13 protein-coding genes are annotated in these 15,250 nt (G+C 44.1%); 5 read left to right on the top strand and 8 right to left on the bottom strand.

The features are described from left to right. The first annotated feature begins 265 nt into the window (after positions 1–265). The 4 genes from ruvB (at position 266) to RM368_RS27355 (ending at position 4,707) form a co-directional block, all read left to right on the top strand. A complete protein-coding gene (gene ruvB, locus RM368_RS27370) occupies positions 266–1,366 on the top strand; it encodes a Holliday junction branch migration DNA helicase RuvB (RefSeq protein ID WP_322689523.1) in 1,101 nt (366 codons plus the stop codon). Between the two features lie 271 nt (positions 1,367–1,637). Further along, positions 1,638–2,441, top strand: a complete 804-nt coding sequence (locus RM368_RS27365) for a tetratricopeptide repeat protein (RefSeq protein ID WP_322696967.1) — start codon at positions 1,638–1,640, stop codon at positions 2,439–2,441. Positions 2,442–2,452: 11 nt separating this feature from the next. Next, entirely contained in the window at positions 2,453–3,727 is a 1,275-nt protein-coding gene (locus tag RM368_RS27360; RefSeq protein WP_322696966.1) for a glycosyltransferase, read from the top strand. Between the two features lie 155 nt (positions 3,728–3,882). Continuing rightward, entirely contained in the window at positions 3,883–4,707 is an 825-nt protein-coding gene (locus RM368_RS27355; protein WP_322696965.1) for an FkbM family methyltransferase, read from the top strand. A gap of 21 nt (positions 4,708–4,728) precedes the next feature. Here RM368_RS27355 and RM368_RS27350 read toward each other — a convergent pair whose 3' ends face one another. The 4 genes from RM368_RS27350 to RM368_RS27335 form a co-directional block, all read right to left on the bottom strand. After that, positions 4,729–6,123, bottom strand: a complete 1,395-nt coding sequence (locus RM368_RS27350) for a cytochrome P450 (protein WP_322696964.1) — start codon at positions 6,121–6,123, stop codon at positions 4,729–4,731. A gap of 86 nt (positions 6,124–6,209) precedes the next feature. Beyond that, complete coding sequence (locus tag RM368_RS27345) at positions 6,210–7,013, bottom strand: TIGR01548 family HAD-type hydrolase (RefSeq protein WP_322696963.1); 804 nt, start codon at positions 7,011–7,013, stop codon at positions 6,210–6,212. Between the two features lie 41 nt (positions 7,014–7,054). Beyond that, positions 7,055–7,522: a DUF29 domain-containing protein gene (locus RM368_RS27340; RefSeq protein WP_322696962.1), complete on the bottom strand. Its 468-nt coding sequence runs from the start codon at positions 7,520–7,522 to the stop codon at positions 7,055–7,057. 62 nt (positions 7,523–7,584) lie between these two features. Next, entirely contained in the window at positions 7,585–8,055 is a 471-nt protein-coding gene (locus RM368_RS27335; protein ID WP_322696961.1) for a DUF29 domain-containing protein, read from the bottom strand. Between the two features lie 131 nt (positions 8,056–8,186). Here RM368_RS27335 and RM368_RS27330 point away from each other — a divergent pair, with 131 nt between their 5' ends. Further along, a complete protein-coding gene (locus RM368_RS27330) occupies positions 8,187–8,486 on the top strand; it encodes a 30S ribosomal protein PSRP-3 (RefSeq protein WP_013190996.1) in 300 nt (99 codons plus the stop codon). A 10-nt stretch (positions 8,487–8,496) separates the two neighbouring features. On the opposite strand, the gene RM368_RS27325 is transcribed toward RM368_RS27330, so the two are convergent. The 4 genes from RM368_RS27325 to atpD form a co-directional block, all read right to left on the bottom strand. Further along, positions 8,497–10,455 (bottom strand): serine/threonine-protein kinase, encoded by a 1,959-nt coding sequence (locus RM368_RS27325; protein WP_322696960.1) that lies wholly within the window; start codon positions 10,453–10,455, stop codon positions 8,497–8,499. Between the two features lie 104 nt (positions 10,456–10,559). Next, positions 10,560–12,695, bottom strand: a complete 2,136-nt coding sequence (locus RM368_RS27320; RefSeq protein WP_322696959.1) for a flotillin family protein — start codon at positions 12,693–12,695, stop codon at positions 10,560–10,562. Positions 12,696–12,965: 270 nt separating this feature from the next. After that, entirely contained in the window at positions 12,966–13,379 is a 414-nt protein-coding gene (atpC, locus tag RM368_RS27315) for an ATP synthase F1 subunit epsilon (RefSeq protein ID WP_322696958.1), read from the bottom strand. A 156-nt stretch (positions 13,380–13,535) separates the two neighbouring features. Beyond that, complete coding sequence (atpD, locus tag RM368_RS27310; RefSeq protein ID WP_322696957.1) at positions 13,536–14,984, bottom strand: F0F1 ATP synthase subunit beta; 1,449 nt, start codon at positions 14,982–14,984, stop codon at positions 13,536–13,538. Positions 14,985–15,250: the final 266 nt, after the last annotated feature.

Here is a 15,250-nt window from a genome sequence, read left to right as displayed (position 1 = left end):
TCTGGGTAATTAGCCGGAATTTAAATTTTAAATTGGCGCGGGTATTCTCAAACGAAAATTTTCACGGGCATGGGGCATGGAAAAGAGACAAGGTAGACAAGGAAGAGGGGGAAGACTTGGGAGAGATTTGTTCAATAATTTCCCCTTGTCCTCCTTGTCCCCTTGTTGCCTGCTCCCCCTGCCTCCCCTGCCTCCTCTGCTCCCCCTGCCTCCCCTGCTCCCCTGCTCCCCACTCCCTAGTCCCTTAAAAGTAGATAGCTGAATTATGGCGATAATCTCATCGAAAAAACAGCCTCCAGAACCCAACGGCGAACCAAAGCAGCGTCGAGAGTCGGCGAAAGCACCATCCACAGAAAATATTTTGCAGCCTGAAGCTGCTATTGATGAGCAAGAACAGCAAGAAGAAGGTATTCGACCACACCGCTTTGCTGATTACATTGGGCAAAAAGACTTAAAGGATGTGCTAGATATTGCCATTAAAGCAGCTAAATCTCGTGGTGAGGTACTGGATCACTTGCTGCTGTATGGGCCGCCGGGATTGGGCAAAACCACAATGGCAATGATTTTAGCATCGGAAATGGGGGTAAATTACAAAATTACCAGTGCGCCAGCCTTAGAACGTCCACGAGATATTGTTGGGCTACTAGTGAACCTCAAGCCAGGGGATATCTTATTTGTAGATGAAATTCATCGCCTCTCGCGGATGACGGAGGAAATTCTCTATCCAGCAATGGAAGATTATCGCTTAGATATTACCATTGGTAAGGGTTCCAGCGCTCGGATCAGAAGCTTGCCGCTGTCAAAATTTACCTTAGTAGGGGCTACAACCCGTGTGGGTGCTTTAACTTCACCACTGCGCGATCGCTTTGGTTTAATTCAAAAACTGCGATTTTATGAAGTTGACGAACTGACTCAAATTGTACTGCGAACCGCTCAATTACTCAAAACCCCTATTACAGAAGATGGAGCCACAGAAATTGCCCGTCGTTCGCGCGGAACACCACGTATTGCTAATAGATTACTTAAACGAGTCCGTGATTATGCTGAAGTAAAAGAATCTGGGGATATTGATGAAAGCATTGCATCTGAAGCATTGCAACTATTCCAAGTAGATCCTTGCGGTTTAGATTGGACAGACCGCCAAATGCTGAGTGTGATAATTGAACAATTTAATGGCGGCCCAGTGGGGTTAGAAACAATGGCAGCAGCCACAGGTGAAGATACCCAAACAATTGAAGAGGTGTACGAACCTTACCTGATGCAAATTGGGTATTTAACTAGAACTCATCGCGGCAGAATGGCGACAAAGGCAGCATATAAGCATTTGGGATTTACGCCGCCTAATGAACAGTTGTCATTATTGTAATTATGGGAAATTGGGCATGGGGCATTGATATTTGTAAATGAGCCTTTGAACTCCATTAATGAGCCTTTGAACTCCTTTAAAGAGTCTTTGAACTTCATTAATGAGCCTTTGAACTCCATTAATGAGCCTTTGAACTTCATTAATGAGCCTTTGAACTTCTTTAAAGAGTCTTTGAACTCCATTAATGAGCCTTTGAACTCCATTCCTCTGCCCCATACTCAATGACAAATGACAAATGACAAATGACAAATGACAAATTAGGTAAACCTAAATGATTAAGTTGATTAGTATTTTTCTCAGTCTGTTACTTGTGTTTGGCTGGGCTACTCCAGTTATGGCACAATCTCAACCGCCCATTACTCAAGAACAGTTAAAACAAGGTGATGAGTGGGCAAATCAAGCGTTTCTAGCGACGAATCAAGGTGATTTTGCGACGGCTGAAACTTACTGGACAAAGATTATTGAGCAATTTCCCACTAATGCCGGGGCGTGGAGTAATCGGGGAAATTCGCGGGTGAGTCAGAATAAGTTACAAGAGGCGCTGGCAGATTACAACAAAGCGATAGAATTAGCACCAAATGTTACCGATCCATATTTGAATCGGGGCGCGGCGTTGGAAGGGATGGGAAAATGGAAAGATGCGATCGCAGATTATAATCATGTCTTAGAACTCGATCCTAACGATGCAATGGCGTATAACAATCGTGGCAATGCCAAAACAGGTTTAGGAAAATGGTCAGATGCGATCGCAGATTACAAAAAATCTAATGAGATAGCCCCAAATTTTGCCTTCGCCCGTGCTAACTACGCCCTGGCTTTGTATGAAATCGGTCAAAAAGAGCAAGCAATCCGTGAAATGCGAAATATCACCCGTAAATACTCCAAATTTGCTGATGTGCGTGCCGCTCTCACAGCTGCATATTGGGTAAATGGAGAACAAGGTGAAGCCGAAAGCAACTGGGTAGCAGCTTATGGACTTGATAGCCGCTATAAAGATATTGACTGGGTAAAAAATATCCGCCGTTGGCCCCCTAGCCTAGTTACAGCCTTGGATAAATTCTTGAAAATCAAGTAGAGGCATTAATCGTGACTCATTTTGGTATCATCTGTCCTGGTGCAGCAACTGGCCCCCTCAATACAATGCTTCCCTTGGGGCAGGAACTTCAACGGCGTGGGCATCGCGTCACCTTCTTTGGCTCACTCGATACTCAATCTAAGGTACTGGCAGCAGGAATAGAATTCCAAGCAATTGGTGAAAAAGATTTTGTTCCTGGCTCAACAGCAGAAACCTTTGCCAAATTAGGGCAACTGCGTGGATTGGCTGCATTTCGATACACTATCGATCTGCTGAAGCGGGTTTCATCTGTGACACTCCAAGAGGCTCCAGCAGCAATTAAAGCAGCAGGCGTAGAAGCTTTGCTAGTAAACCAAAGTTCAATAGAGGGAGGGACAATTGCCGAGTTTCTCAAAATTCCTTTCATCACTGTGTGCAGTGCTGTGGTGCTAAATCGAGAACCTAGCGTTCCTCCTTTTTTCACAACTTGGAAGTATAGCCCATCTGGGTGGGCACGTTTACGCAACCAAATGGGTTACACCTTACTTAATAGCGTCGTCAAACCACTTGAAGATTTGATTAATGAATATCGTCGAGAGTGGAAATTACCCTTGTACTCTAGTCTTAAAGATGGTTACTCTCCACTAGCTCAAATAAGTAATGCACCTGCTGAGTTTGAATTTCCCAGAGAAGAATTAGCTCCTTGGTTCCATTTCACGGGAAGCTATCATACTTCAGCCAGTCGAGTACCTGTTTCTTTCCCCTACGAAAAATTGACGGGGAAACCGTTAATTTACGCTTCAATGGGAACATTGCAAAATCGTCTGATTTGGGTTTTTCAGACTATTGCTTCAGCTTGTGAAGATTTGGATGCTCAGTTAGTGATTTCTCTGGGAGGTTCTGCTAAACCAGAATCATTACCAAACTTGGCAGGAAATCCTTTAGTAGTTGAGTATGCACCTCAATTAGAAGTGCTGGAAAGAGCTACCCTCATGATTACTCATGCGGGAATGAATACAACAATGGAATGTCTCAAAAAAGGAGTGCCAATGGTGGCGATTCCAGTTGCTAATGACCAGCCAGGAGTAGCAGCACGTATCGCTTGGACAGGGGCAGGTGAGCTTGTCACCCTCAAAAAACTGAATGTTCCCAGATTGAAAAATGCGATCGGGCGGGTGTTGACAGAAGAATCTTATAAACAGAATGCCCTCAGATTACAAGCAGCTACTCTTGCAGCTGGGGGGGTAAGTCGAGCGGCTGAGATTATTGAGCAGGCGGTATCTACTGGCAAACCTGTCTTGGCTTAAACATAATAATGAGAATGAAATATTGTGCATATATAGCAATCTGATTTGATTCCTGAATCACTAGTAGAGGCAGGTAACTCTTAACAGCGAACAGGGAAGAAATAAAGGTGTACTAAGCTTTTTTTTAAATCAAATAGGAGTTCTTTATTTTATTTATGCCAACTTTAATTCCAGAGAATACGCTTCCTAATGGCATGAAAATATTTTGCATCCGCAAAGAGGAAGTACCAATTATTTATGGGCAAATTCAGGAGTATTTTCAATTCGGAATTGAGTTACACGAAGATGACACCGTATTTGATGTAGGTGCGAATATTGGTTTATTCACATTATGGGTATTTCATCTGTGTAAAACAAATGTGAATGTTTATGCATTCGAGCCAATTCCTGATATTTTTGATGTTCTACAAGCTAATGCTCAACGCTTTGAAGCAGAAAAAATTAAAGTATTTCCCTGTGGACTTTCACAGGAATCTAAAACAATGAATTTTGCTTACTATCCTAACGCTACAGCATTATCTAGTGCTTATCCCGATGGTTCAAAGCAGCAAAAAAATAAGTTTAAGAATGCTATTCTACGCAATCTCAAAGATGCACCAAGTCAAGTCCGTTGGCTTCGTTGGTTGCCGTCATTTTTGCGATCGCTTATTCTCGATAAAAAATTGGAGAAAGCTTTTCAAGTTAAACAAGTCACTTGCCAATTGAGAACTATATCAGAGATTATCAGCGAGTATAATGTTCAGCAAATTGACTTGCTGAAAGTAGATGTGGAGCGAAGTGAGTTAGATGTGCTTTTAGGAATTGAAGAGCAAGATTGGCCAAAGATTAAGCAAGTCGTTGTAGAAGTACACGATTTGGATAATCGAGTTCAAAGAATTACAGATTTATTTCAAAAATACGGTTTGAGCAAGGTTACAGTGAAGCAAGAACCCTTTAAAGAGGGTTCAGACACTTTCAATTTATATGCCTTACGGAAGTGATAGAAGGTATTCTAAAACTCTTCACGCTGAACTAGAACTAGTCTGAAGGATGGGGTGATTTTGAGAACGCTTCCCCTTCACCACCATCTTCACACCACCTGCTGGACTAAATAGCAAACCTTTACGTACTGGCTGCATTGGTTTGCTATCAGCCAGTTCCATCTCCCAGTGAGATAGCACAGTTGCCAACACCAGTTTCATTTCAAACAAGGCAAATGCCATTCCAATACAGCGACGGTTGCCGCCACCAAAGGGTAAATACTCATAAGGAGAAAATTGCCGTTCTAAAAAACGCTCTGGCTTAAATTGCTTCGACTGTGGATATAAATCTTCTCGATGATGGGTCAAATAAATAGAGGGATTGAGCAAAGTACCAGGCTCAAAGTTGTATTCTCCAATTTGTAGCGGTGATTTGACCACTCGATTTAGTGCCGATACCGCTACTGGGTAAAGACGTAGGGTTTCAGAACAGACAGCATTTAAATAAGGCATTCGGAAAATAGCATTTGGATCTGGTTGTTCACCCAACTTATCTAACTCTTGCAGCAGTTTTTCCCGCACCTGCGGCTGATGATGAATCCAGTACAGTGCCCATGATAAGGAAGTTGCTGTAGTTTCATGACCTGCCACTAATAGAGTCATCAACTCATCGCGTAATTCCAGGTCTGTCATCGGCTCTCCCGCTTCATCACGAGCAGCCATCATTAAAGATAGAATATCAGTCCGAGATGAATCGGGTTGTGCTTTGCGTTCTCGAATCTGGGCGTAGATGAGTTCATCAATTTGCTGCCGTAAACGCAAGTATTTCCCCCAGGGACTCCATGCTCCTAAATCCTGTCGTAATGATGGGAAAAGAAGCAGAACTGTTCTTAAGAGCGGGATTTTGGGATTTAGGATTTCAATTAGGAGTTTGCTGAGTTTCTTGTAACGCGGCCCATCTTTTAGACCAAATACAGCCTTCAAAATCACTTGGAAAGAGATTTCTTGCATAGACGCCAGAACTGCAAAAGTTTCTCCAACCTGCCACTGATTAATCACTTGCTCAGTGATGTCGCGGATTAATTCACCATAAGCTAGCATTCGTTCCCCATGTAAAGGTGGTGTCAATAGCTTTCGTTGTCGCTGATGAGGCTTTCCCTCCAGCGCCAGTAGTGATTGGCGTCCTAATAAAGGCGATCTAATCCCTGCTGGCTCACCGGAGTCCAAGTGTTTTGGATCTGTAGTAAAAATCTGCTGAATCGCTTGGGGATTGCTAACGAAAACTTGAGCAGGAGAATTTTGTCCAAGCTGAAGGGTGAAGATATCACCATAACGTTTAGCACAGTCTTCTAGGTATTCTAAGGGATTAGTCAGCCACTGATACGTTTGTACCCAAGGGTGAGTTTGAGGGCCGTTAGGCAATTTAAGTGCAGACATTTTTATTAATCTCCCAATGATTAAAGCAAGATTGTTATTAGCTAGTTATTCATGCACCTCTAGCTTGATTAATCTTAGAACAGAGATTAAGCAGATGAAGTCACCAATTCTTGAATCTGCCTTGGAGTCAATTCTTGCACATTACGCAAAACTACTGCTGCTCCTGCTACTATTAGTGTCTCACTATAAGCATCACTACGCGCTGTTGTTTCCTGGACGTGGGGCGGTAAAACCCCTACACCAAGCCAAGTGCGAGCAGAATCTAGATTTCGCGCTTTCTCGACGGTATACATATCTGCTACCGTATCTCCCACATAGACTACAGCTAATTTTTGCTCAATTCCATTTTCTAACTCACGAACTGTAGCGAAAAGTCCAGTAGGATCTGGTTTACCTGGTGCATCTTCCATCGCAATCAACACCGGAGATTGCAAACCCAGGCGTTTTTCTAAGACATAGTTGGCGGAAGCACGAGTTGCACCGCTAAAAAATCCCCAGGCAATCCCGGCTTGGGTAAGTTGTTCTAAATAGCTGGGTTGTAATAATAAAGGTTCATTACAGATATACCCAGTAAAATTATTTGGATCTGAGCCTCGGTAACGCGATTGAAAAAAAGCAACGATCGCACTGTAATCTAGTTGCAGTTGTTCGCGCGTTTGTCCTTGGGTTTCAAAATAACGGTAAATTAATTCCTGCGATGCTTCCCAATCGTTATTCCACACGCCTTCAGACTTGAGTTGGTCAATATCTAGTGGGGTTGGACGATATGCTTGGGTAGTAAAATATTCTACGGTATCTGCGATCGCCCGGCGATAGGAACCGCTAACATCGCGTACAACGCCATCAATATCGAAAATAGCGATCGCTTTTGCAGAAGTTGGTTGAGTCATGGGGTAAGGAAGCAAAAGAGTTTTACATCATCATAATTTGCTCATGACTCAGGTAAAAAATCGAGGTCAAGGGCTTGCTCTGGCGTAAAGGGAGATTTTTCTGGAAAGATAGCAATGTCTAATCCAGTTTCAATGACAGCTAGTCGTCTAGCAGTTTGATAGCTTTCATCAAAAACTTGCTCGAAGTAAGGCTTCAAACTCGGACTTTCCTTGAGTGCCTTTTGGACTCGCCTGCGGTGTTCTAAAATTGTGTACTGCCAACTTTTTGAGCGCCTTTCAGTTTGAAGCTGGTATTTCAGCAGATGCATCAGCAACACTTCCAGATTGCTCTCCAATGCCCGCTTTTCACTTCTGCCCATCGTTTCAATTTCTTCAATTAAATTCTCTAAATCTAGTTCTGTGAGCCGACCTTGTTTGAGCAGTTCTGCCGTGGTTTGAATCCATAAGTAAAAGTCTTGCTCGTACAAAGAAGAACCAGATGTTTGAGATTGGGGCAGTTGAGCAGTCACGTCGCTTCGCTCCGAATTCAAAAGTCAAAATTAACAGTAAAATATTTTAGATCGGGTTGAAATTATGACTCAGGTAAAAAATCGGGATTGAGGGCTTGCTCTGGTGTAAAGGGAGATTCTTCGGGGAAGATAGCCAAATGCAATTCAGTTTCATCAGCAGCCAAGAGTCTAGCATCGTCATAACACAGCCCAAAAACCTCATAAAAATAGGGTTTGAGGCTAGGACTTTCTTCTAGAGCTTGTCTGAGGCGTTTGCGATGCTCCCGAATTGTTGCTCGCCAACTACCAGAGCGCTTCTCGGCTTGATATTTATACTTCAATAGATGCATTAGTACCACTTCCAAGTTGCTTCTTAGTGCTTTCTTTTCACTCCTGCCCATTGTTTCAATTTCATCAATCAAATTCTCTAAATCTAGTTCTGTGAGCCGACCTTGCTTGAGCAGTTCTGCCGTGGTTTGAATCCACAGGTAAAAGTCTTGCTCGTACAAATCTGAACCAGATGTTGTTTGAGATTCGGGCAGTTGAGCAGTCATAAGCATCTTTTGTTAGCGCCGACTAAACCTTATGGTAGACCATTCTCAATCACTGTTTGGTCATTTGATAGGGTATTGCGTTAAAATAAGCGATCGCTATCCTAAATGCCCGGAAATTCCCGGAGGTGTGATTGACCAAGTTTATTTTGAAAATTTTGTGGTTAGACGAGAACGTTGCTCTCGCAGTCGACCAAGTTGTAGGCAAAGGCACCAGTCCCTTGACTAAGTACTTTTTTTGGCCCAGAAATGACGCTTGGGAAGAGTTAAAAAAGGAATTAGAGTCCAAACATTGGATTACTGATGTGGATCGTGTTGAGTTGCTTAATAAAGCAACAGAAGTGATTAACTACTGGCAAGAGGAAGGCAGAAACCGTCCAATGGCAGAAGCTCAATTGAAATTTCCAGAAGTTGCCTTTACAGGTAGCGCTTGATATTACAAAATTAGCTATTGTCCTGTTCTACAAGCTGCCACAGTTTGATAGTCTTGTCCCGGCTGCCGCTTGCAATTAATTGTGTAACTTTGCTCACAGCAACAGCAGATACTGAGTCTACATGACCAGAGAGAGTAACAATCTCTTCTGCTGTGCTTACCCTCCAAAGTTTAACTGTTTTGTCGCAACTTGCACTTAGAAGTGTTTCGCCATCAGCAGTAAAAGCCACAGCCACCACAGACCAAGAATGGCCTACAAGCGTGCAAATTAGCTGACCAGTGTTTACGTCCCATAATTTAATAGTGTTATCATCACTACCCGTCGCCAAAATTTGACCATCAGGACTAAAAGCGACTGTCAAAACCGCCCATGCATGACCCGAAAGGGTGCCTAACAAGCGAGGGAAATGAGGCAAGGGGGCAGAGGGAAAGGGGCAGGGGGCAGGGGGCAGGGGGAAATGAGGCAAGGGGGCAGGGGGCAGGGGGAAAGGGGAAATTTCCTTTGTTCCTTGTGGACGGTCTTTTAACTCAGCACTATCCATATCTCCCTGCTCCCGTTCGGCTACGCTCGCGGCAAGCCTGCCCCCTGCTCCCCCGCCTCTTGTTATCTGCCACAGGCGAATTGTTCTGTCATAACTAGTACTGGCTAAAAGCTGTCCTTGGGGACTAAATGCCACTGAATTTACTTTTAATTGGTGTCCAGCTATGGTGCAAATTTCTCTGCCAGTATTGACATCCCAGAGTTTGATTGTCTTATCCCAGCTACCACTAGCGAGAATCTGCCCATCTGGACTGAAAGCAACTGATTTTACAGCGTGTGCGTGTCCCCAGAGGGTGCAAATTTCTTTTAATGTATCAAACTGCCACAATTTGATAGTTTTATCATCGCTAGCAGTTGCCAGAATTTGACCATCCGGACTGAAGGTAACTGATTTTACAGCGTGTGTGTGTCCTGATAAGCTAGCTAGGACTTTTTTAGTATTTAAATCCCACAATTTGATATTTTTGTCATCACTAGCACTGGCTAAAGTGTGACCGTCAGGACTAATGGCAAGGGCATTCACACTACTTAATGTCCCAGAATGCTCAGTTAGGGTATGCAAGGATCGCCAAAGAGGATCGCACCTTTGCTGCACTGACGGCGCAACTGGGATTTTGGATTGGATACCCATTGCTTGCATAACTGCATCAGCTGATTGAAAGCGGTGGTTCACCGCATTTTGCAATAGTTTGTCGAGAATTTGCGCCAAGCGTAGACTTTTTGAGTCTTGTCGCCAGACATCGCCTACCTTAGTAGTAAGATATTGTTGCCAAACCCAGCAATCGTTTGCAATATCAAATAAATCAAAGGGAGAAATCTGGGTAAGTAAGTAAATACAAGTTACACCCAAGCTATATAAATCACTAGCAAAAACGGCTTTTCCCTTTGTTTGCTCTGGTGCAGCGTATTCTGGACTACCGATACTGGTTTCAGATGTTAAACGATCTATTTCTGTAACGATTTTCGCAGTGGAAAAATCGACTATGACGAAATCTGCCTTGTTGGTAATTGGGCATCTACGGATGATATTTTGGGGTTTAATATCGCGGTGGATGATGTGGCGATCGCTAATAAACTGCAAAACTGGCAACACATCTTCTAAAAGTTGCCAAACCTGAGTTTCATTAAAAGCGCCTTCTTCTTCAACCACCTGAGCTAAATTAATGCCTGCAATAAACTCCTGCACTAAATAAAAATGTCCATCTTGCTGAAAATAAGTTAATAATGCAGGAATTTGCCGATGCTTTCCTAATTCTTCTAGCTTTTGCGCCTTTTGCTCAAAAGTAATAGAAGTCTCGTATTCTTGCGATAATTCTTGAATGACGCAAGGAATTGGAGGAAACTCACCCTCATCTACAGCGAGGAAGGTTTTAGAGAATCCTCCTTTACCAATCTGCTTGATTAAACGATAACGTTCTTGTAAAAGCAAAATTTATCTACCTACAAGGTGGGCAAAATCCCCACAATTAAGATACTATCATTGTTTTTTGTAAGGGCAGAACAATGTAATGCCCCTACCTCATATTCCTGATGTTACTTATCTACAGGAAAATTCACAACTATCGGTGGAAGACCATTGTCTGTGGTCGATTGTCCATTACTAACTACTGGTTGTGGATGCAAAGGTGTTGGTGTCAATTCACCCTTACCAGTTTGATTCCATAAAATCAAGGATAGTAGCCCATCCACTAAGCCGTTATTGCTGCCGTTACTGCCGACTAAGACATCTGGTATCAAGCGGACATTGCGATCGCCGATAATCTGCATTAGTTGCATTGCTGTATAACCTTGTGAACCCAAGGCTTCCACACCAGCACGGTAGGTTTCAGCTTTGGCGTTACCTGTGGCCCGAATACCTTCAGCCTCAGCAATTGATCGGAGTTTTGTCCCCTCGGCTTCACCGGTCGCTTGCTTAATTTGAGCTTGGGCTTTAAGGTCAGCAATATGTACGCTCTGCTCAGATTTCACCATTTCTTGCTGGATATCAGCAAGTGCCGTTTCCCGGACAAGCTGCTGCCGTTGGGTTTGCGCCATCTGCTGGACTTCATAAGTCTTGCGTTCTTCTTCGGCAATTTTCCGGTCTGTCTGTGTCTGCATTAGTGATGCTGGTGGCTGAATATCACCAATCAGGGTGTCGATCGCTTGCACGTCATAAGCCCGCAATGCTGTTTTAATATACTCAGCAGCCTCAGCTTGCCGTTCACTCCGAGCGGTAAGAAAGTCTAGTACAGTATAGTCTTGGGCTGAGTTACGGAAATAATTACCGATAGTTGGTTCTAATACATGGTCTACCAGATTTTGCATTGCACCAACGCGAGAAATTACCTTCGGAGCATCTAAGGCACCCACATGGATAATTTGTGCTACTTCCAAATCAAAGGCAAACCCATCACGCGATCGCACTGTTAAAGAAGCCAGTTTAGCATCATAACTGTGGCGTTCAGTCCGACCTGACCAGTTTAAAACAATGTTAGTCGTTGGCACGAGTTCAATCTTCATAATCCGGGAATTAATCGGGTGCTTACCAGGATATAGCGGTTCGACCCACACACCCTTATGTCCCTGATTCACCAAGTTACCGTGGGTGAAAGCTGCACCACTAACATCTTGATGTGCTTTACCTACGAAAGAAATTACCACACCTACATACCCAATGGGAATTTCTGTCATCGGCACTTGCTCAACTTGGACAAACCAAGGGTTCAAGTTCCAAGAACCAGAAAGCAATATCTGTTCTTGTAAACCTCGCCGTCCACCGCCATTAATAAATTTCTGACCATTTTGGAAGTTGTCGTGTCCCTCAATTATGGAGCCTGCGAGTTCACCGGCAGAGATTGGTAGACCATCTAAGGTAGTAACGATGCCAACTTTGTCCGATGCCAGATTGTACACCCGCAACTGTTCTGGAGTCATGCCATGAGCGCTGGCATTTGCTGCCACGATCACTTTAAACAGGGCGGTATTGATCCGGTACGTACCTGCGGTGAGAAAACCCATCTGCCGCCCTTTTTCACCGCCTTCGCTGAGGAATTTTCGAGCATCTTGGAAGTTGTCGCAACTGACAATTTTCCCCAAAATCCGCTCTGGTGGGTTGGGTTGACCATCTGCTGCCACAATCAAAGCGATTTCCCCTTGGGGAACGACAACTACCGGCTCTTTTTTTACAGAATACTGCCAAGGCCAATAGCCCCAATGCCAACCAGGAGCTAAAGTATCTGCCTGCAAGCCAGCTTCGCCGTTGAGGGCAATCAAACTGCCGGCAGGGAGTCCGCGCCCGGAAAGGGTAAATTTTCTAACTACAATACCTACTTCACGTTCACCAATTACTACAAGTCCGCCAAAGAATAAGGGTACAAATATAACTAAACCGCCAACAAGTAAAATTGGAACCACTACAACAGGATTAATTCCAGCAGCTTGATATTGAGTCCTGCTAATTTGTAACTGAGCAATATTTGGTTTGGTCTGATTTAGCTGGACTGATGCAGTAGTTGTTTTTACTGGCGTGGCATTGGCAGGGTGAATACTTCCAGCGTTCGTCAAAGAAACTGGCGCAGCGTTCGTCAAAGACGTTGGCGAAGCCATCGCTAAGGTTGCTACGATCGATGCTGCAAAACGAGCTACCTTATTTTGTTTACGAGTACCAAGTAAAGATGAAAGGCTTTTCATAATCTGTGCCCATTTGGGCAACTAATTAGCTAAGTTAACACTTCACCAAGGCTTGGCTCGATTTCTTAAACTTGACGTAATTTTTTTAAAATTTAATAAATTAAGAAGTCAGAATTCAGAATTCAGAATGCTCTATCTGTAAAGGGATGGAGTTTTAGTATCCGTACAGAATTCACGTTAAATTCTGACTCTTGACTCTTGAGTTCTTCTTCATAAATAATTTGTAGGCTGGACATTACCCAACCTACAAACTTGAAATAGAAAGTAAAATTAGATTGAACCGCCAGCAGCTTGAAACCGAGCGCGGGCGCGTTTGAAGGCTTGAGTTGCCTGAATTTGGGCTTGGCGATCGTCTGCGGAAACTTGACTTAGACGTGTTTCTGCTTGGTTGTAAGCAGTACGAGCTTCATCAAGGTTAATTTTGTCGCCACGTTCAGCGCCGTTAACCAGAATTGTCACTTCATTTTCTTCGACTTCGGCAAAGCCACCCAAAAGGGCGATCGCTTCCCAATTCTGATTTTTCGCGCCGCGAACTCGCATTACACCAGTATCCAGAGCGGTTAAAAGGGGTGCGTGTCCAGTGAGGATACCTAATTGACCAGTAGTGCTAGGCAAAACGACTTCTTCAGCTGGGGCATCCCAGACTGTTTTATCTGGGGAAATTACACGAACGGTTAATGTCATTTGTCCTTTGTCCTTTGTCTTTTGTCTTTTGTCCTTTGTCCTTTGTCCTTTGTCCTTTGTCATTTGTAATTGCCATTAGTCATTAGCCTTGAACTAATGACTAATGACTAATGATTAATGACCAGTGACCAATGACCAATGACCAATGACTAATGACTAACCTTTGATTTTTGCAGCTTTGGCGATCGCTTCGTTAATATCGCCAACTAAGTAGAAAGCCTGTTCTGGCAGATCGTCTAATTCACCAGACAGAATTTTTTGGAACCCTTTGATGGTGTCTTCCAATTTCACGTACTTACCAGGAGAACCGGTGAATACTTCTGCGACAAAGAACGGCTGGGACAAGAAGCGCTCAACCTTCCGCGCCCGCGCTACGATCAGACGGTCTTCTTCAGACAATTCATCTAGACCGAGAATGGCGATAATGTCTTGGAGTTCTTTATAACGTTGCAGAGTTGATTGCACCGCCCGGGCTGTACTGTAGTGTTCGTCACCGACAATGTTGGGCTGAAGCATGGTGGAAGTTGAACCAAGAGGGTCAACTGCGGGATAAATTCCCTTAGCTGCCAAACCGCGAGACAGTACTGTAGTTCCGTCCAAGTGGGCGAAGGTGGTAGCAGGTGCGGGGTCGGTGAGGTCATCCGCAGGGACGTACACTGCTTGAATGGAGGTGATCGAACCTTCTGTAGTCGAGGTAATCCGCTCTTGCAGTTCACCTACGTCGGTTCCCAATGTGGGCTGATATCCCACCGCTGAAGGCATCCGACCGAGTAACGCCGACACTTCCGAACCTGCTTGTACAAACCGGAAAATGTTGTCAATAAACAACAGCACATCCTGCTTGTTCACATCGCGGAAGTATTCTGCTACTGTCAATCCTGAAAGACCAACCCGCATTCTAGCTCCGGGTGGTTCGTTCATTTGACCGTAAACTAGAGCAATTTTTGATTCGTTGAGGTTGTCTTTGTTGATAACCCCAGATTCAATCATTTCATTGTAGAGGTCATTGCCTTCACGGGTGCGTTCGCCCACGCCAGCAAAAACGGATACTCCACCATGCTGAGTAGCGATGTTGTTGATCAACTCCATCATGATCACGGTTTTACCAACACCAGCACCGCCGAATAGACCAATCTTACCGCCGCGTCGATAGGGAGTCAGAAGGTCAACAACTTTAATCCCAGTCTCGAACACGGAAGGTTTAGTTTCCAGGTCGGTGAATTTGGGAGCAGAGCGGTGGATGGGTAAACTTGCCTCAGCATTTACAGGGCCTCTGTTGTCTACGGGTTCGCCAAGGACGTTGAAAATTCGACCCAAAGTGGCTTTACCAACTGGCACGTTAATGGGAGCGCCTGTATCGGTGACTTCAAAACCACGCACTAAGCCTTCGGTGGAACTCATCGCAACAGTCCGCACTTGGTTGTCGCCCAGCAGTTGCTGTACTTCAACGGTGATGTTGATTTCTTGTCCACCTTCGTTGGTGCCAACGATTTTCAAAGCGTTGTAGATTTGTGGCAATTTCCCGCCGGGAAATTTAACGTCTACAACTGGGCCAATGATTTGGGTAATGTAGCCAATGTTTGTTTTTTCTGCGGTTGTGACCATGCTGCGCCTAATGAGTGAAGCTAGATTTCAGATAAGGTCGGAGAAGACATAAGAATAAGCAATGTCACCTTTCACTCTAGCATCGGACGGGGACATAACTCTCTTAGTAATTCCTTAAAAAGGAGTTTGGCGGTTGGGGTTGTAGTCCTCATCCTGACCAGATTGACGGGATAGGCTCTAGTTTATCCCTAATTTCATTTTTCAGATGCGATCGCTCTGGCTTTAACTCGATGTACCAAAATATACTAGTATTCTAAGTTGCCTAA

Origin of the sequence: Nostoc sp. DedSLP03, from assembly GCF_034530815.1 — a bacterium.
Classification (GTDB): Bacteria; Cyanobacteriota; Cyanobacteriia; order Cyanobacteriales; family Nostocaceae; genus Nostoc.
The sequence above is the reverse complement of the archived record's forward strand: the minus strand, read 5'-3'. Positions and strand labels throughout refer to the sequence as shown.

Bases quoted from the DNA above. Each gene is read 5' to 3' on its own strand.
- RM368_RS27365 (WP_322696967.1), top strand. From the start codon at position 1,638: ATGATTAAGTTGATTAGTATTTTTCTCAGTCTGTTACTTGTGTTTGGC.
- ruvB (WP_322689523.1), top strand. From the start codon at position 266: ATGGCGATAATCTCATCGAAAAAACAGCCTCCAGAACCCAACGGCGAA.
- atpC (WP_322696958.1), bottom strand. From the start codon at position 13,379: ATGACATTAACCGTTCGTGTAATTTCCCCAGATAAAACAGTCTGGGAT.
- RM368_RS27335 (WP_322696961.1), bottom strand. From the start codon at position 8,055: ATGACTGCTCAACTGCCCGAATCTCAAACAACATCTGGTTCAGATTTG.
- RM368_RS27345 (WP_322696963.1), bottom strand. From the start codon at position 7,013: ATGACTCAACCAACTTCTGCAAAAGCGATCGCTATTTTCGATATTGAT.
- atpD (WP_322696957.1), bottom strand. From the start codon at position 14,984: ATGGTCACAACCGCAGAAAAAACAAACATTGGCTACATTACCCAAATC.
- RM368_RS27320 (WP_322696959.1), bottom strand. From the start codon at position 12,695: ATGAAAAGCCTTTCATCTTTACTTGGTACTCGTAAACAAAATAAGGTA.
- RM368_RS27355 (WP_322696965.1), top strand. From the start codon at position 3,883: ATGCCAACTTTAATTCCAGAGAATACGCTTCCTAATGGCATGAAAATA.
- RM368_RS27350 (WP_322696964.1), bottom strand. From the start codon at position 6,123: ATGTCTGCACTTAAATTGCCTAACGGCCCTCAAACTCACCCTTGGGTA.